General features: G+C 42.3%; 12 protein-coding genes. 5 read left to right on the top strand and 7 right to left on the bottom strand.

The features are described from left to right. Positions 1-36: 36 nt before the first annotated feature. The gene (locus tag L1267_RS12755) at positions 37-759 is read right to left on the bottom strand and encodes a FadR/GntR family transcriptional regulator (RefSeq protein WP_135923032.1); all 723 of its coding nucleotides are present in this window, start codon (positions 757-759) and stop codon (positions 37-39) included. Positions 760-1021: 262 nt separating this feature from the next. On the opposite strand from L1267_RS12755, the gene L1267_RS12750 reads away from it, so the two are divergent. Beyond that, on the top strand, positions 1022-2650 hold the full coding sequence (locus L1267_RS12750) for a sodium:solute symporter (protein ID WP_235383103.1): 1629 nt from the start codon (positions 1022-1024) through the stop codon (positions 2648-2650). A 42-nt stretch (positions 2651-2692) separates the two neighbouring features. On the opposite strand, the gene L1267_RS12745 is transcribed toward L1267_RS12750, so the two are convergent. Continuing rightward, positions 2693-3721, bottom strand: a complete 1029-nt coding sequence (locus tag L1267_RS12745; RefSeq protein ID WP_138557843.1) for a glycoside hydrolase family 43 protein — start codon at positions 3719-3721, stop codon at positions 2693-2695. 103 nt (positions 3722-3824) lie between these two features. Between L1267_RS12745 and L1267_RS12740 the strand changes: the two genes are divergently transcribed. Next, the gene (locus tag L1267_RS12740) at positions 3825-4829 is read left to right on the top strand and encodes an arabinan endo-1,5-alpha-L-arabinosidase (RefSeq protein WP_442960562.1); all 1005 of its coding nucleotides are present in this window, start codon (positions 3825-3827) and stop codon (positions 4827-4829) included. An 82-nt stretch (positions 4830-4911) separates the two neighbouring features. Here the strand turns inward: L1267_RS12740 and L1267_RS12735 are convergent, their stop codons facing one another. The 4 genes from L1267_RS12735 to L1267_RS12720 form a co-directional block, all read right to left on the bottom strand. Next, a complete protein-coding gene (locus L1267_RS12735; RefSeq protein WP_235383102.1) occupies positions 4912-5337 on the bottom strand; it encodes an FKBP-type peptidyl-prolyl cis-trans isomerase in 426 nt (141 codons plus the stop codon). Between the two features lie 10 nt (positions 5338-5347). Continuing rightward, positions 5348-7792 carry a glycoside hydrolase family 127 protein gene (locus tag L1267_RS12730; RefSeq protein ID WP_235383101.1) on the bottom strand — a complete coding sequence of 815 codons (2445 nt, stop codon included), beginning with the start codon at positions 7790-7792 and terminating at the stop codon, positions 5348-5350. Between the two features lie 77 nt (positions 7793-7869). Further along, a complete protein-coding gene (locus L1267_RS12725; protein WP_235383100.1) occupies positions 7870-9207 on the bottom strand; it encodes an MFS transporter in 1338 nt (445 codons plus the stop codon). Positions 9208-9480: 273 nt separating this feature from the next. Beyond that, positions 9481-12297 carry a TonB-dependent receptor gene (locus tag L1267_RS12720; RefSeq protein WP_235383099.1) on the bottom strand — a complete coding sequence of 939 codons (2817 nt, stop codon included), beginning with the start codon at positions 12295-12297 and terminating at the stop codon, positions 9481-9483. Positions 12298-12896: 599 nt separating this feature from the next. Between L1267_RS12720 and L1267_RS12715 the strand changes: the two genes are divergently transcribed. The 3 genes from L1267_RS12715 to L1267_RS12705 all read left to right on the top strand — a co-directional run bounded on the left by L1267_RS12715 (position 12897) and on the right by L1267_RS12705 (position 18185). Beyond that, complete coding sequence (locus tag L1267_RS12715; protein WP_054562986.1) at positions 12897-13859, top strand: glycoside hydrolase family 43 protein; 963 nt, start codon at positions 12897-12899, stop codon at positions 13857-13859. Positions 13860-14213: 354 nt separating this feature from the next. Beyond that, positions 14214-17633 carry a LamG-like jellyroll fold domain-containing protein gene (locus L1267_RS12710; RefSeq protein WP_235383098.1) on the top strand — a complete coding sequence of 1140 codons (3420 nt, stop codon included), beginning with the start codon at positions 14214-14216 and terminating at the stop codon, positions 17631-17633. A 132-nt stretch (positions 17634-17765) separates the two neighbouring features. Continuing rightward, a complete protein-coding gene (locus L1267_RS12705; protein WP_235383097.1) occupies positions 17766-18185 on the top strand; it encodes a hypothetical protein in 420 nt (139 codons plus the stop codon). 3 nt (positions 18186-18188) lie between these two features. Here L1267_RS12705 and L1267_RS12700 read toward each other — a convergent pair whose 3' ends face one another. Next, a complete protein-coding gene (locus tag L1267_RS12700) occupies positions 18189-19139 on the bottom strand; it encodes a GGDEF domain-containing response regulator (protein WP_138557851.1) in 951 nt (316 codons plus the stop codon). Between the last annotated feature and the right edge of the window lie 434 nt (positions 19140-19573).

The raw sequence follows: 19573 nt of genomic DNA, 5'->3' as shown, positions 1-19573 counted from the left end.
TTGTTTTAAAGTAATTACAACGTCAAGAAGCGATACTTATTGAGCCGCTTCTTTATCAGCGATTTCTTTTTCAATAAACGCCATTGCTTCATCAATCATGTACGTCATCATGTTTTTAGCACGCTCAGGATCGCCGCTCGCAATCGCGTTATACACTTTAAAGTGCTCTTCAGCGATGGCCTTTTTGTTGCCCTTAGCAGGTGTAGTATGTTGAATACTCACGTGTAATGCGGTGCTAATAAAATCACGTAATTGATAGAAGAAACGGTTACCACTGGCATGTAAAATTGCAGTGTGGAAGGCAAGATCTGGCTCATGCATTACGCCTTCTGGCTCTTCTGCTGCCGCTTGCATTTTATCGAGTGCCATTTTGATTTCTGCAATGGCTGCTTGGTCGCCTTTTCTTGCTGCAAGTGCTGCTGCTTGTGGCTCAATCGCCAAGCGCACTTGTAAGAATTCTTTTAATACGTACAGCGATGGGCTGCTTTCTAACAACCATTTTAATACGCTTGTATCGTATAAATTCCAGTTATCAGCAGACTCAACACGAATACCTTGTCGTGGACGAGAAGAAATCAGTCCTTTTGCTGCAAGCATTTTCACTGCTTCACGAACAGCTGTGCGGCTAATACCATACACTTCGCATAATTGTGCTTCGGTTGGTAGCCCCGTTTCAGAGTTATAATCTCCAACAATAATTGCCTTACCAAGCTCATTGGTAACTTGTTGTGATAGGTTTAAATTTTCTAAGCGCGCCATGTGTGTTCCTCAAAAGATCTGAGTAATATGATACATCTATAAAGCTATTCCGTCATCCTGGAAATAATTGATTTAAATCAATAACAAACAAAAAATAGCCTAATACAAGTGTCTATAAATTGCGCAATCAAGTCACCATTTCAACTACATAGTGTCACCTTATTTTAACAAATCTCTTTCACTTGGCTTATTTATAATATAATATTTTTATTAGACAACTAAAAAAGCAAAAATTCTCTTTCAAAATTAGGTGGAACACACGATGGTCGAACTAAGTACCTTAGACTGGGCAGTGCTAGCAGGATTTTTTGTCCTGTTACTGGGCGTTGTCGTGATGTCTATGCGACAAAAAGAAGAAGACACCGCTGATTACTTTTTAGCGGGTCGTAATGCAAGTTGGTTAGTGATTGGTGCCTCTATTTTCGCATCAAACATTGGCTCGGAACATTTAGTGGGCCTTTCAGGTTCAGGTGCACAATCGGGTATGGCACTGGCTCACTGGGAGATGCAATCGTGGATCATTCTACTACTCGGTTGGATTTTCGTGCCTTTTTATTGGAGTAGTAAAGTCTACACCATGCCAGAGTTCCTTGAGCGCCGCTTTAACTCTAAATCACGTACATTCTTATCTGTTATCTCATTGATTAGTTATGTATTAACCAAGGTTGCGGTGACGGTTTATGCCGGTGGTATCGCGTTTAAAACAATCCTAGGTATTGAGAGTATTTGGGGTATCGATTTCTTTTGGATTTCAGCCATTGGCCTTGTGGTGATTACTGGTATTTATACGGTACTTGGCGGTATGAAAGCCATCATGTGGACCTCGGTGTTGCAGACCCCTGTGCTGATTATTGGTTCCTTAGTCATATTAGTTGTTGGTTTAGATAAAGTAGGTGGCTGGGCAGAAGTTGAGCGTATCAACGATGCTAATATGCACCTTATTCGTAGTGCTTCAGATGCTGAATTCCCATGGCCTGGCATTGTGTTTGGTTCATTCATAATTGGTTTTTGGTATTGGTGTACAGACCAATACATCGTACAACGTGTTTTATCTGCAAAAGGCATTAAAGAAGCCCGTCGTGGTACCATGTTTGCCGGTTACTTAAAGCTACTTCCTGTATTTATCTTCTTAGTACCGGGCATGATTGCATACGCATTAAATGTTAAAGGTATTATTAGCTATGAAAGTGCTGACCAAGCCTTCCCAACGTTAGTTGCTGAGCTATTACCAGCGGGCGTAAAGGGAATTGTAATTGGTGGTTTAGTAGCGGCTCTTATGAGCTCTTTAGCATCATTATTTAACTCATCAGCGACCTTGTTTACCATTGATTTCTATAAAAAATTCAAACCAGAATCAACTGAGAAGCACCTTCTTAAAGTAGGCCGCATTGCCACTATCGTTATTGTTGTATTAGGCCTTCTATGGATACCCGTGATGAGCTTAATTGCCGATGTGCTTTATGAATACTTGCAAAGTGTGCAGTCTCTTATTGCACCGGGTATTGCTGCGGTATTCTTACTAGGTTTATGTAGTAAACGCATCACTCCAACAGCGGGTTTTGTGGGCTTAGTATCAGGGTTTGTACTGGGTATGATCCGCTTAGTGTTACTACCGTTTAAGGATGATTTAACAGGTTCATCGTTTGCGTGGATCACCACGATGAACTGGTTATATTACTGTATTCTGCTATTTGTCGTGGTCGTTGCGATTATGATTGTGGTGAGTATTTTCACCAAACAAGCAGACGAAGAACAATTGAAAGGTCTTACTTTCTCAAGCCTAGATAAAGCAACTATGAAAGAAGTAGCTGCCGGCTTAGATAAGTGGGATTACATTCATACCGCGGGTATTATTGGTATTACTGCCTTTATTTACTACCGCTTCTGGTAATCGTTCGTTCCCAAGTTGTAGGGCGCCAATTGGCGCCCTTTTTTAGTCAGCGAGTTCAGGTGAGAACACAGGAAAGCCATTTTTATCCCACGTAATAATACGTGCTCGCGCATGGCGGTTAGGATCTGTAAGTGGTGTGCCTTTGAGCTCTTTATAGTCACGGCTGTGATAAATCATTAAATCGGTTATCCCATCTTCAGCTTTCACAAAACTGTTGTGTCCAGGGCCAAAACGACCCAACTCAGCATTGGTAGTAAACACCGGCTCTGCCTTTTTATGCCAGCTAGCAGGGTCAAGTAAGTCAGCATTCACATCTGCCCATAGTAAGCCCATTGCATATCGATGATCGGTAGCGCTGGCTGAATAAGTGACAAATATTTTATCGCCATGAGTGATAACAGCAGCACCTTCGTTTACCTTATAACCTTGCACTTCCCAATCAAGAGTTGGCTCAGTAATCGCGATAATGGGTTCTTTAATTGATGTTGGTGAGTCCATTTCAGCTAACCATAAAGCTGAGTTATAAGTTGCAGGCTGGTTCTGCTGCGCCCAAATCATGTAACGCTTACCCTTATGCGTAAAACTTGTGGCATCAAGCGAAAAACTATCAAGGTGGCTGGTGACTTGCCCCATTTCTTGCCACTCACCTTGCATTGGGTTAGCACTGTCGTTTTTAAGTGCATACATGCGAATACTGAACGGCTTTTCGATATCACCTGCGGCGAAGTAGATATACCAACTGCCATCAATCTTATGTAACTCAGGGGCCCAAATATTGACACTCATTGGGCCTTTATCGCGCTTTTGCCAAATAACCTTCGGCTCAGCTAATTTTAAGTCGTTTAAACGACAAGCTTGGCGCAGCTCAATTTCATCAAATTTCGGCGAACTACCTATAAACGTGTAACAGCCACTTTTTTCATCACGAACTAACCAAGGATCGGCACGTTTAAGTACAATGGGGTTATCAATTGGCGCTAAAGTCTTGCTACTATTAGCATCAGCAAGGGCTGACAATGACGAGGCGCTTAACGCACTAACAAGCGTTAGCCGAGATATTTTTTTGAGCATAATGTGTCCTGTATTTCGTCTCGATTTTATTGTTAATATTGTATTACATATTATATAGTAGCTGGATGAACACAAGAGTTAAAACAACAAAAGGTATTCAAGCATGAGACCCGTAAGTAACGTGACACAAGCGATGAAGTGGCTTTCAACAGGGCTACTTTTTTCTGCCGCAGCCGTATCTGCAAAGCAAGTTGAAGTACACGACCCAGTGATGGCGAAAGAAGGCGATACATATTATGTATTTAGCACAGGCCCTGGTATTACCTATTATGAATCTAAAGATTTAACCAACTGGAAACTTACAGGCCGGGTATTTAAAGACGAGCCAAGTTGGGCAAAGCGTATTTCACCAAGCTTTGATGGCCACTTATGGGCACCTGATGTGTATGAGAAAAATGGTAAGTTTTACCTTTATTACTCAGTCTCTGCATTTGGCAAAAACACCTCAGCAATTGGTGTAACGATTAACGAAACCCTTGACCCATCATCACCTGATTACAAGTGGATTGACTACGGCATAGTGGTTGAATCAGTGCCTGAGCGTGACGATTGGAACGCGATCGACCCTGCGATTATCGAAGATGAGAATGGTACACCGTGGATGAGCTTTGGTTCGTTCTGGGGTGGTCTTAAACTAGTACAACTTGATGATGACATGGTGCGCTTAGCAAAACCTGAAAAATGGCACCACATTGCGAGTCGCCCAAACACGGAACATGGCCCAATTGAAGCACCTTATATCTTTAAAAAGAACGGCTATTACTACTTGTTTGTTTCGTTTGATAAATGCTGCCGTGGCGTTGAGAGTACTTACAACGTGCGCGTAGGCCGCAGTAAAAACATCGAAGGCCCATATTTAGATCAACAAGGTCGCTCTATGGTTGATGGCGGTGGCAGTTTAGTTATTGAAGGTAACAAAGATTGGGCTGCTCTTGGCCACAATGCTGCATACACCTTTGATGGCAAAGACTATTTAGTATTACACGCCTACGAAACCGCCGACAACGGCGTGCAAAAGCTACGTATTTTACCTATGAGCTGGAAAAACGATTGGCCGGTTGTTAACCCCGCCGACCTAAATAAGCTCAAAACCAAGCTCACAAAGTAATTATTCAAACCAAAAAAACCTGCAAATTGCAGGTTTTTTTATTTGCTTTAATGACCTCGTTTGAGGTTGAAAGTAGGTGTTATCAACTTAAATCAACCAAGGTAATATCAACGAGCATGGGGCTTTGGCAGCCTTGCTGATGCTTTTCTTCAATAAATGCGCTGTACACATCACGCGCCAAATGCGCAGGTATTAGCACCTCAAAGCGGCTGCCTTTATTCATTAGTTGCAACGCTTCTTGCAAGCCCACAATCGCCTCTGCAATTTCGTACTCTACAGCAGCACCTTGCTTTCGAGTATCAAATAACACCCGACCATTTGTAAGGGTAACGCGTTGATGCACAGTCACAGTGGCATCCCAACTAGGTTTATCCCCCTGACCTTGCTCAATCACTCTATAACCGAGCCCTGTCGGCGTTTGGTAAAAGCTGTGTTGCTCAGCGCTGTTATCTAAAAGCGACGGTAAAACATGCTCTTTAGCCGTCGCAAACACATTGTTGCTTAACATAGCCAACTCTTTATTGTGCGTTGATTAAACGAATACCATAGATACCACCGGCAACAGAGTCTTTGTCGGCAGCAAAACGTAAGGTAAGCGTTTTCGACTTTTTCATTGCCTCTGTTAATGGATAATCAATGGTGTAGAACTCATCAGTCGGCTTGCCTACAGGCAAACTAACCGCAGCTAATTGCTCACCATTTAAATTAATTGAGAAATGACGATCTACATCGCCAATAAAATAGCGAACACGCAAAGCAACCGCTTTTTGTTCTGGGTTGCTAAGCTGATACTCAAACCAACCTGTCGCATCGCGCCAATGATGACCATTATTAACACCCGCACGAGTTCCTTCACCTTTAAAGTCGTGTTCGACTTCAGGTTGTTGCTCACCCGGCGTAATTTGATCAACGGTTAATAAACGAAGCTGCTCTTTCGCTTGCTCAGCCGCTTTTGCATCGGCAACAAATTGCGTGAACTCAGCTTCGCTTTGCTGCGGCCAATACACTTGATAGCGACTATCGTGTAAGCGGAAGAACGGAATTAGCTCTGTGCTCTTAGTGTTATCGATACCTTGCTTGGCAATCGCCACATTTTTATCGGCGATAAATGCGAGCTCTTGGCCCGGTTTACGAGTGAGATCGGCAATAAATTTTTCTGGCTCGCTCAGCATTATTGGCAGAGCTTCTGGCGGACAGGTCGGCCCTGCGGCGATGTGGCCCATGCGGCTATTATCGGCAACAAAGTTAAGCTGCTCATTTGCAAATGCTTGTACTTTGGTAGCCATTACAACAGGCCCATACATCACAGAGTAATAATGCTGGCCATCAGGTAGCTGCTCAGTATAAAGCTTAGGACTAAGCTCAAAGGCAAGCTTATCACCGCTTTGCCATGCATGGCTGATACTGTAATAACCGTCTTTTTCGGTTGCGCTTACAGCTTGTCCATTTAAAGTAAAGCTCAGCTCACCTTGCTGCCAAGACGGTTTACGAATATGAATTACCGACTCAGCACTTTGCCCCTCAGACAAACGATTCACGGTCAGTGAAACCTTGTTATCATCTGGAAATTGGCTGTCTTGCGTGATCTGCAAACCCTGCTGTTGCCAATTTAACGTGCTTGGAATAAACAAGTTCACCCATAGCTCTTTACCGGTATTGCTATAAATCAGCTCACCATATTTGCTGTGATTCTCAATACCTGAGCCTACGCAGCACCACATTGAATCTTGCACTGACGAATACATGCGGTAATGCCCAGGGCGCATTGAGGTAAAGTAAACAAGACCGCCATGCTCTGGGTGTTGTGACGATAAAATATGGTTATATGTGGCGCGCTCATAATAGTCTAAATAACGCGTATCACCGGTTTTTAAGAACAATAACTTACTCAGTTTCATCATGTTGTAAGTGTTGCAGGTTTCTGGGCCTTCAACATCTTCAACCATTGGCGTGAAGTCACTTTTATCATGAAAATGCTCACGTACTGAGTTACCGCCAATTGATACTGAGCGCTCTTGGCTCACTGTATTCCAGAAAAAGTCAGCACCTTGCTGCCATGCTTCATCATCGCTGGCATTTGCTACTTTCAACATGCCAATAATTTTTGGAATTTGCGTATTGGCATGCAGGCCCGTTAACTTATCTTCTTTGTGTAATAAAGGTTCGATAATGATGTTATGAGAAAACTGGCGGGCTAGCTTTAAGTAGCGCTCATCATCACTAATAAAGTACATGTCAGCAAACACATCATTTAAGCCACCATGCTCTGAATACAGCATTTGTTGAACTTGTTCATCAGTTAGCTTTGCAGTGGTCGCTAAGAACCATTCGCCTAACTTAAATAGCATTTGTTTGGCTTTATCACTACCGGCTACGTCATATGCATCACGCAAGCCATGGAAAATTTTATCGATGTTATAAAGCGGTACCCAGCGGTCATTTAAGCTAAATAAGTCGGCTTTGATTTCACCCTTTTCAATCTGCTGCCACATTTCATCGCCATTTGGAATACCACCTAAGTAACCACCTGTGGCTTGTTGGGCGCGCTCCAGCTCGCTTAGCATATAATCTAAACGCTGCTTTAATTCTTCGTCACCGGTGGCTGCCCACGCAAGACTCAAGGCAGAAAGGTAATGACCACCAATATGGCCATCAAGGCCAGTGCTTTCCCAGTTGCCATAGTTAGGCGCTTTTGGCTCAAGGCCGGCTTCACGCAGGTAAGGAGCAAGCAGCTGATCAGGATGAAGAGCTAATAAATAACGCACATTCGTTTGCTGCGCATGTAAAAACGGGCTGGCGCTTAAACTTACTTGATTTAGGGCAAATAAATGTTGTTCGCTGGTATGTTCAGCATGCTCCACAGAAGCGGCTTGTTTACTGTCTGTTGGCAGCTCACTGCAACCGGTCACAGTTAATATTGCAGCGCAAACGCTTGCCAAATAGCTAACTTTGAATGTGTTCATACTGTTGTCTCCCAGCGAATTGTTATTTTAAAGAGCAAAGCGCACACACTTATTTAGTGTGTGCGTTTAAAGAGTGGTTATTTTGGTAGGCGTTTATGAATAACCATATCCGTATAGTACTCATCGGTAATTTTGTATTTTTTCAAGATCAGACCTAGCAAGGCGTGGAATACACCAGGAATGATAGTTAGCATCAGTGCTAAGCCCATTAGGGTAAATTCGGTTTGCTCAACGTTAGGCTTGTACTCAAAAAATGCCAGTAATAAACCACCAGCTAAGCCCGCTAAACCGCCCCCGGCTTTTTGGCAGAATGAAATACCACCAAACGATAGGCCCGATGCACGAACGCCGTCTTTAATTTCACCGTAATCAACGGCTTCAGCAATGGCAGACCAGAACACTGGCGCATGTAAATCAACCACAAATGACAAGATGATATAAAGCACAAACGCCGTCATTACATCGCCAGGCTGCACTACAAAGTACATTAGTAATGAAATAAATAGCACGGCAATTTGTGATTGACGGAATAGCTTCATTTTACAGTAACGCTGGGTGATCCACGTACTTGCCACCATTGAGACAATAGATGCTGCAATACCTGCACTGGTAAAGGCACCTGCTAAATCTGGTACACTTAAGTAATAGGTTGCGTAATACATAGCAACACTGCCACGAATCGCATAGCCAAGCGTACCAAGCACACATGCTGCACACAGTAGTAACCATTGGTCGTTTTTAATAAGTACTTTTAATTGCGTAAGTACGCCTTCGGTTTGTGGCTCATGGGTAATACGTTCGCGAGTAGTAAAGAAGCAAAACAAAAATAGTGCTACGGCACATGCCGATACCAATGCCATTGCCAGTTTATAACCATACGACAAGCTGCCATCTCCCCAATATGAGGCAAGTAGCGGCACTGAAAATACAATCACCACATTGGCAATCTTAGCGAAGAACATACGGTAACCATTAGCTGACAAACGCTCTTTAGGATCGGCAGTTAATACACCAATGTAAGAGATATAAGGAATAGCAACACCGGTAAACATCAAGGTCGCAAACAAGTACGTGGCATAAGCCCAAGCTAACTTCATGTTGTAGTCGAAATCAGGCGTGTTAAATAACAGTACGACCGATAAACCATAAGGCACAGATAAAAATAAGAACCAATGCCGGAACTGACCCCAACGGGTTTTCACTTTGTCGGTGATCACCCCCATTAATGGATCGGTAAAGGCATCAACAAAACGCGCCACTAAGAACAACACACCCATATCAACCGGATCAAGTCCGTAGATATCGGTGTAAAAGAAAGACATAAAATAGAATAACGCTGCAACCATGACATTTACTGCCATGTCGCCGGCGCCAAAGCCGACCTTTTCTACAACGGATAACTTTTGAGATTCCATACAACAACACCCTAATTGGTCAATAATGAGTCGCAACTCACTATTTCAAGCAATGTCGAAAACCCTCAACATTGCGTATCAAATAAATTTACAGCCTTAGATATTACACAGCTTGGCCATAGCGTTCGTTATTTTTGTAAATTTAATGCTAATCTAATTCATAGTATTATCATACTTATTAAATCGCAACTCTTTTCGACCGATAACAAACGCTTGCTTTTCAGCAATAAAAAACCCCAGCTAAGCCGGGGTTTTTAGGTCTATAAAAGAAATTTAGAAAGAATAACGCGCACCTAGTGCGAATGTACGTGAGTAGATACCGTTACCAAAGTTAAATAGGTTGTCGTTACCTTCACCGTAGTAGCTTTGATATACGTCGTCGAGGATGTTTGTTGCATCAAAGGTTACAACAAAGTCATCATTCACATTGTAGCTAAATTGGAAGTCTAAGCTTTGCTCAGGACGATTCCAAAACTGAATCGGGTTAGCAAAGATTGCCGCTTCGTTACCTGTGTAGAACTCAGAACGCCATACATAAGATAAACGCATATCGAATGAATCACGCTCGTAGATACCTACGATGCTGTACGATTCATCAGAAACACCTGCCATTTGTGAATCAACATAACCAGAGATTTCACCTAGCTCATTGAATTCAGGTGTATCTTGCTCTGAGTCAAGCATCGTATAGCTTGCTTGCACACCAAAACCGTTTAAGTACTCTGGTAAGTTTTCTGGGAAGTAAACTAAACCAACTTCTAAACCAGACAGTTCACCGTTTGAAGCATTCACTGGTGCACTTAATACATATGGGCGTGTTACGCCATCATCGCCTTCGCGCACTACTTGCTTACGACCCGCAACAACTAAGCCTTCAATTTCACGGTAAAAGTAAGCTGCGTAAAGTGAACTTGTATCTGCGAAGTACCATTCAAGTGATACGTCATAGTTCTTTGATTCTGTTGGTTTAAGCTCTGGGTTACCACCCGTACCAGTACCGTATGTAGCACCTTCTGTTAATGGATCGTACCAGTATTGCAGCGCGTTTAAGTCAGCAAAGTTAGGCATACGTAATGTTTCTGTGTACGCTACACGGCCCACTACATCATCAGTGATATTCCAGTTAAGTACTAAGCTTGGTAGTAATGCGCTGCTATCAGCACTTGCTGAGCTTTCTTCAAATACATTTGAGTTCATGCCGCCAGATTCAGCAATAAAATCCATATCTTGCTCGTAGCTTACATAACGTAAACCAAACTCACCGCTGATATCTTCAGTTAAGAAGAAGTTAGTTGTGGCATATAGCGCGTATGAGTTTTCTTCGATATCAAAAGTTTTGTATACGTCTTCAGCTTCAAGGCCGTATACGCTACGAACAGCATCACCGTTATCTAGCATGTAACCACCGTCAGCAGTTACAAAGCTGTCGAAGACGTCAGCACGGCCATCGAAATAATCATCAACTTGGAACACAATACCAGAACCATCACCAGATGCCCCAGCTGCAGCTAATTGCTCAATTAAGCTAGCTACAGATGTGTTTGCAATGCCAGTATCTTGACCACGCGTGTACTCTTGCGCAGTACGTTTTTCGTAACGGCCACCGAATTTCACTTTATCAAAATAAGTACCACCAATTAGGTATTCAGCATCAAATGTGAAAGTTAATGCATCACCCGCGTTACCGCCGCCATTGTCATAAATAGTGCCAGCATTCCAGTTTTCGATAGCAGCCATATCTGCTTCGTTTACCGCTGTGTTTGGGTTATCCCAAAACGCGATGCCTGGTACGCCGTCTTTATCATTAAAATCAACGTCAAGACCCGTCGCTACACGATCAAAACGCATTGCGAAGAAATCTGTTTCGTACTCACTGTCTTGGTAAACAACTTCTGTATTAATGGTTAGGTAATCGCTTGCTTGCCACTCTGCACCTAGCGCATATAAGTAGCTATCTGTTTTACCATATGAAAAGTCACCACTTTGGAAACCGCCAGCGCCAATCGCTTGCTTTTCTTTAACCACATTAGTGCCATCAAACACAGTTGGTGTTTCAATGAAGCCGTTACCGTTTTCGAATGTATTTGAGAACCACATCGCGTTTTGCGATTCGTTTTCGTAACCTGTGTAGAAACCTTCAGCTGTGATTTCTAGGGTTTCATCTGGTGCCCACTGTAAAGAGACAGACGCAGCAGGACGCTTACGAAGACCAGTGAATGAAGTACCAAAAATAGCATCACGTGCTAATAGGTATTCAGTTGGCTCACCATTTACGTCTAAAGTAGAACCAGCCGCTGTCGGTAGACCTAACTCAGTACCTTGAGTCCAAAATTCGTTTGGTACACGTGAGTACGGTGAGTAGTTGTACTGTGGTTTATCAGTAAAAAATGGGAACGCTGCACCCGCTGTAATGGTGTCATCGCGGTAATGTGTTTCAGCATAAGAAATATTGAAAAGTGCACCAAACTCACCAGCACCGTCGATTTCCCAACGATTAGAAAGTAATGCACTGATATTTGGATCAACTTCATCTGGTTGATCTGAGTAAATCGCACGTGCCGCTAAAACAACTTTTTCACCTTCGAAGTTGAAAGGACGGTGGGTTTTAATATCAATCGCACCTGCGATACCACGTTCAATTTGATCCGCCGAACGGGTTTTATAAACTGTTACGCCTGAAAGTAAACTTGCAGGAATGTCTTGCAGCGCCACATCACGACCCGCACCTGTAAAGATAGCGCGGCCATTAACTGTGGTATTAACATCAGTAAGACCACGGATTGAAACCGCACTTACTTCACCAGCACCACGGCCTGTTGTTTGTACACCTGTCACACGTTGTAGTGCTTCAACTACGTTGTTATCAGGGAATTTACCAATATCTTCAGCAACAATTGCATCCACGATTTGAACGCTTGCACGTTTTTCATCTAGCGCTTTGTTTAAACTGCCGCGAATACCTGATACTTGAATAACCTCCATCTCATCGACGTTATTCTCAGGAGTGTTTGGTGCTTCCTCCTGTGCAAAAGCAAATTGACAGGTAAATGCCATAACTACAGCACTGGCTATGTGTGTTCTTTTAAACATAAGCGGTGTTCTCCAAATTATAGTTATATCGGTCCGCTGAACTTTCCCCATTCAGTTACCGAAGAGTGACCACTGCATTGTGCATCGTGTGTTGTCAAAACGGTGCGCGAGTGTGTCTACATTTTATTATGTTAATACATTGCTGTCTGAACTTTAATCATATTGTATGATTATTTAACAGTCAACTCAAAAAGCCAAATTAAAATTAGTGCCATTATGTTTACAAAAAACGTTGTAATTATAACACGTTACAAACTCAAAAAGGGCTGCGTTTTTATTTTGGGAATTTATATAGACCCATTATTATCAGTCACTTAGCGTTTATTTGTTTGCTTGTTTAATTTGTCTTTAGTTCATCCAGAGCGACAAAAAAGGGCTAACAAGTTATTTACCCGGCGTATTTTGATGCTACTATGATAAAAATACAATAATACAATATAGAGTTATTTTTTGCTGCACTTTTACTGGTTTGTTTCGATGTAAACAATCAGTTACTCAGTATAATCAGGCATACACTGTGTATTATCTGGTCATTTAGAGCGAGCTCTAAGTACAAAAGCTGCAGTTCGAACAACAATTATTAGTCACAGAGGACACTCATGAAGAAATTGAAAGCGTTGGCGCTACCATTACTTTTTTCGAGCAGCTTAGCTGTTGCACAAAACCCATTATTTACCGATGTATTTACTGCAGACCCTGCGGCACTTGTTCACAATGACACCGTATACCTTTATACAGGCCATGATGAAGCCCCTAATAATGACGTGTTTTTTGAAATGCACGACTGGTTAGCCTTTTCATCAACAGATATGGTGAACTGGAAAAAACACGGCCCAATCATGAAAGCAACAGACTTTAAATGGGCTAAAGGTGAAGCATGGGCTTCACACATGATTGAGCGTGATGGCACTTTCTATTTCTTTACCACAGTTCGCCACAACGATACAAAACCAGGTTTTGCAATTGGTGTTGCAACGTCTAAGTCACCGACAGGCCCATTTAAAGACGCCATTGGCCATGCGCTTGTTACTGATGATATGACCAAGCACACGCCAAATGATTGGGACGATATCGACCCGGCTATTTATACAGAAGAAAACGGCGATACTTATATGTTCTTTGGTAACCTAATGCCAAAATACGTAAAGCTGAGCGACGACTTACTGTCTCTTGATGGTGAAATTAAAACGCTTGATTTACCAAACTTTACCGAAGCGCTATGGGTTCATAAGAAAAACGACAATTACTATGTTTCGTACGCGTGTGAGTTCCCAGAGAAGATCTGTTATGCCATGAGCAAAAGCATTCATGGACCGTGGGAATATAAAGGTATCTTGAATGAGATAGCCGGTAACAGCGAAACCAACCACCAATCAATTATCGAATACAAAGGTAAAGACTACTTTATTTACCATACGGGTGCCGTACCACCGATTGATGGCAAACCAAGTGGCGGGCGTTTTCGTCGTTCAGTGGCGATTGAGCCACTTTACTACAACGAAGATGGCACACTTAAGCGCATTATCATGACCACTGAAGGTCTGAGTAAACAAGACAAGTAATATCAAAAAGGGCTCTTTAAGAGCCCTTTTTAATGCTCAAATGTAATACAAATAAGCAAATTTAACGGAAAATCCCCACTTTCAGATAAGCAAAAAACTTCCCTAATAACGCAAAAACAGCGAAAAAAACGCCAAAAATGGCAACTTGAAAAAATTAAAATCACGCTGTACATATTGTAAACATTGATACTTCATGTTTACATATCAATTACCTTTGCAAAAGTATTTGCACATTTTAAATCGTACTATAAAATTACAATACTACGTTCTTATTAGTTTGATATAGGCGCGCGGCAATTTTATTGACAACAATCGAATAAAAAAATGAATCCCAGTTTCAAGAGGACACATAAAATGAAATTAAATAAATTAGCCATGGTCATAGCCTGCTCTTTGGCTGTGACAGGTTGTGGCAAAGAAGATGGTACTAAGCTTGACACAGCACCAGCGGTTGCCGACCCGCAAAGTGCAAAACCGACTGTAAGCAGCAGTGTTGAATACACTGAATCAGGTAGTGTAATGGTTACCAATGTAAGCGTGCACGATCCTTCTGTCGTTAAAGTCGACGACACATATTATATTTTCGGGTCACACCTTGCTGCCGCTAAATCGACTGATCTCTTGAACTGGGAAATGATTTCGAGTCTTTCAGCTAACGAAGCCGTTAATGAAAGCCCATTATTTGATTACAACTACACAGGTGAAATTGCCGAAGGCATTGAATGGACAGACGGTTTCACAGGAAACTGGGCTGCTGATGTTATTCAGGCGCCAAATGGCAAGTTCTGGTTCTACTATAATCATTGTGCACAAGATAACCCTGATACACCAGATGTTGTTGATGAAGTATGCTGGAACCGCTCTTACCTTGGTTTAGCTGAAGCTGACAATATCGAAGGTCCGTATACAAACAAAGGTATTTTCTTACGCAGCGGTTATCGTACAGAAGCTGAGTTTGCAGCTTACCCACTTGATAATGGCCAGACAACATGGAATGGTGCCGTTGATCCTAACGCCATTGACCCTGCAGCTTTCTATGATGCTGATGGCAAACTTTGGATGGTTTACGGCTCATACTCTGGCGGTATTTTCGTGCTAGCAATGGACGAAGAAACAGGTATGCCAGAAGCAGGTCAAGGCTATGGTAAAAAGCTAGTTGGCGGTGACTTCCGTGCGATAGAAGGTGCATTTGTCATGTACAGCCCAGAAAGTGAATACTACTACCTATTCTTCTCTGTTGCTGGTTTTGATCTTAATGGTGGCTACAACATCCGTGTTGCTCGCTCAAAAACACCGGATGGCCCTTATCTAGATAACGCAGGTAATGACATTGCAGCTATCGGCGGTCTGGAGGTCGGCGAAAAACTAATGGGCGGCTTTGAGTACACGCAAGAACTTGGCGAAACAGCACCAGCATGGGGCTACCAATCACCGGGCCATAACTCTGCTTACTACGATGAAGCGACAGGTCGTCATATCTTAGTTACGCATACGCGTTTCCCGCAAACATCGACTGAGTTCCCAACCATTTCAGAAGCGCACCAAGTTCGCGTACATGAAATGTTCATTAACTCATTAGGTTGGCCTATGGCTTCTCCACAACGTTATGTGCCGCTTGAAGGCGACAACATGGTTGTGGCAGATGAGCTTTATGGTTATTACAAATTTATCAACCATGGTAACGATGTAAATACAGATGCTATTCGCTCAATGCATATTGCTTTAAACGAAGATCACTCAGTAACCGGTGATGATCCTGGTATCTGGTACATGATTGATGACTCAAATATTAAGCTTGAGTTAGATTCTGGTACGTACTTTGGTGTGGCTAAATGGCAATGGGATGATGCAACTAAAGCGATGGCGGTCACTGTATCTGCAACATCAAGCGAAGGTGCAACCATTTGGGCAAGTAAACGTGATGAAATTACGGATACTGCAAACGTGCTAGGTACTGTTCAAGAAGCGCTAGATATTAAAACTGAATTATCAATTGCAGACGAAGGCTACTCATTACCAACAAAAGGTAAAGACGGTGCTGCAATTAACTGGGAAAGCAGTGATGAGTACTACATCACCAGTGAAGGTTCGGTATTTATTCCAACGCCAGATCGCGGTGATAAAGCAGTTACTTTAACTGCTAATATCTCTTTAAACGGCGAGAGCGCAACCAAGACATTTAATGTAAATTTAGAAGCGCGACCAGAGTTTAAAAATGCGATTGCACACTATGCATTCGAAGATTCACTCAGTGATGGTTTAGGTAACCTTGATGATGCGGGCGTAACAGATAATAACATGTTTAATGTGGGTGCTGGTACAGCTGCATACGCAGAAGGTCAAACAGGTAAAGCATTTAACTTTGACGGTGCAACGGGCGTACGTTTACCTGATGAATTAGTAACAGGCGATGAGTACACTATTTCGTATTGGTTTAAGCCAACTGTACTGACTAACTTCACGCCTACATTCTTCGCGGCAACCTCTGATGCACGTTGGATGAGCTTGATCCCAGGTAGTACACACTTTACAACAACACCAATGCTTTGGAGTCGTTACTTAGCTGATGATGGCACAGATATGTGGAACCAAATCATCTCTGACTCACCAGCGGTAATGGATTGGAATCATATTGCCATCACTTATGCTAATGGCACTGCAACACTTTATCGTGATGGTGTACGTGCAGGTTCGATGCCTCGCCCTGACTTCTTTAGCACACAAACAGGTAACTTTGCGCTGGGTGTGAACTACGGTTGGGACTTACCTTTCCAAGGTCAAATTGATGAATTCATCGTTTATGACTACGCGCTAAACGGCTTAGATATCAATGGTGCGGCTATCAATAACCTGACAGATCCGACTAAATTTGAGAGCTTCATTACTGATGCGCTTGATTTAGGTGATGTATCGGCAGTACGTGAAAGCTTTGAGTTACCGCGTGTAGGTCCATTTGTATCTGGTATTAGCTGGACGTCAAACAACGAAGAGTACTTAAAACCGGTTAATGGCACAGCTGTTGTTACTCAACCTAGCGCCTCTGCTGGCGACCAAGTAGTGACATTAACTGCAACTATTAAGTACAAAGACTTTACTGATACTAAGTCATTCGATGTAACCTTAAAATCACTTGCACCTGCTGAATACAGCTTCGAAGGTGACCTAAGTGCATTAAACGGTGCGTATGCAGCGGGTAAACCAACGGGTGGTTTCATCAACAATACTGGTGGTAACGTAACTTTTGTTGACGGTATCATGGGTCAAGCAGTATTCCTAGAAGGTTCAGGTGTTCGTTTACCGGATAACTTAATCACGACCAATGATTACTCAGTATCTATGTGGTTAAAACCTGAAACCTTCACTGATTACACTACAGCGTTCTTCGCAGGTGCAAGTGCAAACGCATGGTTAAGTTATGTACCATCGATGGCAGGCTCAGCGCTAACTCGTTTATGGGCAAATAACGGTGCCTTCTTCGATAATGCTGAACTAGATAGCCGTATTCCAGCAAAAGAATGGACACATGTTGCATTCACTGTTGATGGTACGAACGGTGATGTGTTGAAGATGTATGTTAACGGTGAATTACAGCTAGAAACCGATGGCTTCCCACGTGTATTCACGGTTCCTGGTGAAACAAATGAGTTTGCTCTCGGTGTTAACTACTGGGATACGCCATACCACGGTGCTATCGATGAACTGAAAATTTTCAACGGTGCAATTAGCGCTGAAGAAATAAAAGCACTCTTTGATGCAGCAGCTGCACAAGAGTAACAAAGTGAGGTGAGCTGCCTCACCTCAACTATTTGTTGTCTGGAAAAGCCGGTTAAAAAAGCCGGCTTTTTTTCTAAAGCTCACGTACCCCTTGCCGATACATAGCTATCTTTACCTTTTAACTCAATCATTATGGCTATTAACTCATTATCAAGTGCGTTAACTATCTCAAATGCAGATAAAGCAAGCAGTAATACCAACTCCAAAGTCGGCTACAAACTCAGCAGCCAAGAGATGAATAAACTCTCTGGTCGTGAAGTAGAGCCCACACAAAAAGAAGAAGTATCTAGCGAACTCCCTGCGCATATCCGCAAAATGGTTGAACAACTAGAAAAACTCAAAGAACAGCTTGAACTTGCCAAAGAGCAATTAGCCAAACTGCAAGCACTTAAAAACCAAGAAGATGAAGCGGTTAAAGTGCAAGTTGAAACACAGACCAAAATGGTCATGGAAATCCATACGCAAATAATGTCTCTTAGCCAATCAATTAGCGACGCGCTAAAAGAAGCAGGTATAAGCGATCCCGGTGTATTGATGAATGTGTTGGTATAAAGTTCAGACCTCTGGCTTTAAACAGTATTGATTACGACCGCTCTTTTTAGCTTCGTACAGGTTTTCGTCGGCCTTTAAGAAAAGTGTCTTCCAATCTCTTGGAGATTCAGGAACAGTCACCCCGCCAATTGAAATAGTTAAGTAGCCACAGGGTGAATCTTCATGAGGTAAATGCTCTTCGTGCAATAGGTCTATTATTCGTTTTGCCACCAACTGACAGCCTTCATAGTTAGTGTGTGGAAGAACAACAGCAAACTCCTCACCACCCCAACGTGAAATAAAATCAGTGTCGCGTGCTAATGCTCTTTTCACAGTGTTAGTAACTGATACAAGCGCTGCATCACCTGCCAAATGGCCATAACGGTCGTTATATTTTTTAAAATAATCAATATCCAGTAATAACACAGAGACTTCGGGTGACTCGTACCTTGCACTCAGTTGATTCATCACCACTTCTAAATAGCGTCGATTAAAAACTTTCGTGAGCGAGTCAATCATTGATGCTTCTTTATGTTGCTCAAGCAAAGCACTGTATTTCAGCTCTTTTTCTACACGTTTTTGAAGTGTTACGGCACTGTAGGGTTTAGCAATAAAATCATTACATCCTGCGTCCCAAAACTTATATTCAAAGTTTGTATAATTTTCGCCCGTCAACATGATTACGGGCGTATGCTCAAACGCAGGAACACTACGAATGGTTTGACATAGGTCGATACCGTCCATACCGGGCAACCGATAATCAAATAAGAAAAGTGATACTTTTAGATCACCTAATTGCTCTAACAATGCTTCAGCTGTTGAGAAGCGGCTAACATTATATTGAGGTGATAACACTTTGTTGATAATAGTAAAATCAAGATCACTGTCTTCAACCAAAACAACATTGCTATCAAGCGTTGCTTTACTCAGGTCTTTTTCAGCTTTTTTTCGTAACGAATTAAGCGAACTATCCATATAAAGTTTACCCTTGCTGGTTCATCGTTGAAGGTAGTTTGCATTATCAGGGGTTTCAAGTGACGGCAAATAGCTAAGGCCCAACATTTGGGTAGTATATTTCTGGCCAAAGCCAACTTTACTCTTGTAACTCTCCCATCGCTAACTCCCTCTTACCTCCCTAAAAAGGGGCAAAACACAGTGAAAATGCGGGCTCTGAATTATCGATCAAGCAAATACGAAACTTCCTTAACCATTAAAAACACAATATTTTAAGCGCTTACTTTAAAAAATAAGCAGTAAAGAAACATAGTTTTTATATTTAAAAAACAAAAGCATATAATTTAAAGTAAACCTAAACACTTCACTCTCAGTTAAAACGAGCAAAAACAAAAAATAAGAAATAAGTATTGATTCGCTATTTCAACAACCCTCTCATAGCACTTTTTTAGTAT

The sequence above is a fragment of the Pseudoalteromonas sp. OFAV1 genome (genome assembly GCF_021532595.1).
Lineage (GTDB): Bacteria > Pseudomonadota > Gammaproteobacteria > Enterobacterales > Alteromonadaceae > Pseudoalteromonas > Pseudoalteromonas lipolytica_C.
The sequence above is the reverse complement of the archived record's forward strand: the minus strand, read 5'-3'. Positions and strand labels throughout refer to the sequence as shown.

Bases quoted from the DNA above. Each gene is read 5' to 3' on its own strand.
- L1267_RS12755 (WP_135923032.1), bottom strand. From the start codon at position 759: ATGGCGCGCTTAGAAAATTTAAACCTATCACAACAAGTTACCAATGAG.
- L1267_RS12750 (WP_235383103.1), top strand. From the start codon at position 1,022: ATGGTCGAACTAAGTACCTTAGACTGGGCAGTGCTAGCAGGATTTTTT.
- L1267_RS12745 (WP_138557843.1), bottom strand. From the start codon at position 3,721: ATGCTCAAAAAAATATCTCGGCTAACGCTTGTTAGTGCGTTAAGCGCC.
- L1267_RS12740 (WP_442960562.1), top strand. From the start codon at position 3,825: ATGAGACCCGTAAGTAACGTGACACAAGCGATGAAGTGGCTTTCAACA.
- L1267_RS12735 (WP_235383102.1), bottom strand. From the start codon at position 5,337: ATGTTAAGCAACAATGTGTTTGCGACGGCTAAAGAGCATGTTTTACCG.
- L1267_RS12730 (WP_235383101.1), bottom strand. From the start codon at position 7,792: ATGAACACATTCAAAGTTAGCTATTTGGCAAGCGTTTGCGCTGCAATA.
- L1267_RS12725 (WP_235383100.1), bottom strand. From the start codon at position 9,207: ATGGAATCTCAAAAGTTATCCGTTGTAGAAAAGGTCGGCTTTGGCGCC.
- L1267_RS12720 (WP_235383099.1), bottom strand. From the start codon at position 12,297: ATGTTTAAAAGAACACACATAGCCAGTGCTGTAGTTATGGCATTTACC.
- L1267_RS12715 (WP_054562986.1), top strand. From the start codon at position 12,897: ATGAAGAAATTGAAAGCGTTGGCGCTACCATTACTTTTTTCGAGCAGC.
- L1267_RS12710 (WP_235383098.1), top strand. From the start codon at position 14,214: ATGAAATTAAATAAATTAGCCATGGTCATAGCCTGCTCTTTGGCTGTG.
- L1267_RS12705 (WP_235383097.1), top strand. From the start codon at position 17,766: ATGGCTATTAACTCATTATCAAGTGCGTTAACTATCTCAAATGCAGAT.
- L1267_RS12700 (WP_138557851.1), bottom strand. From the start codon at position 19,139: ATGGATAGTTCGCTTAATTCGTTACGAAAAAAAGCTGAAAAAGACCTG.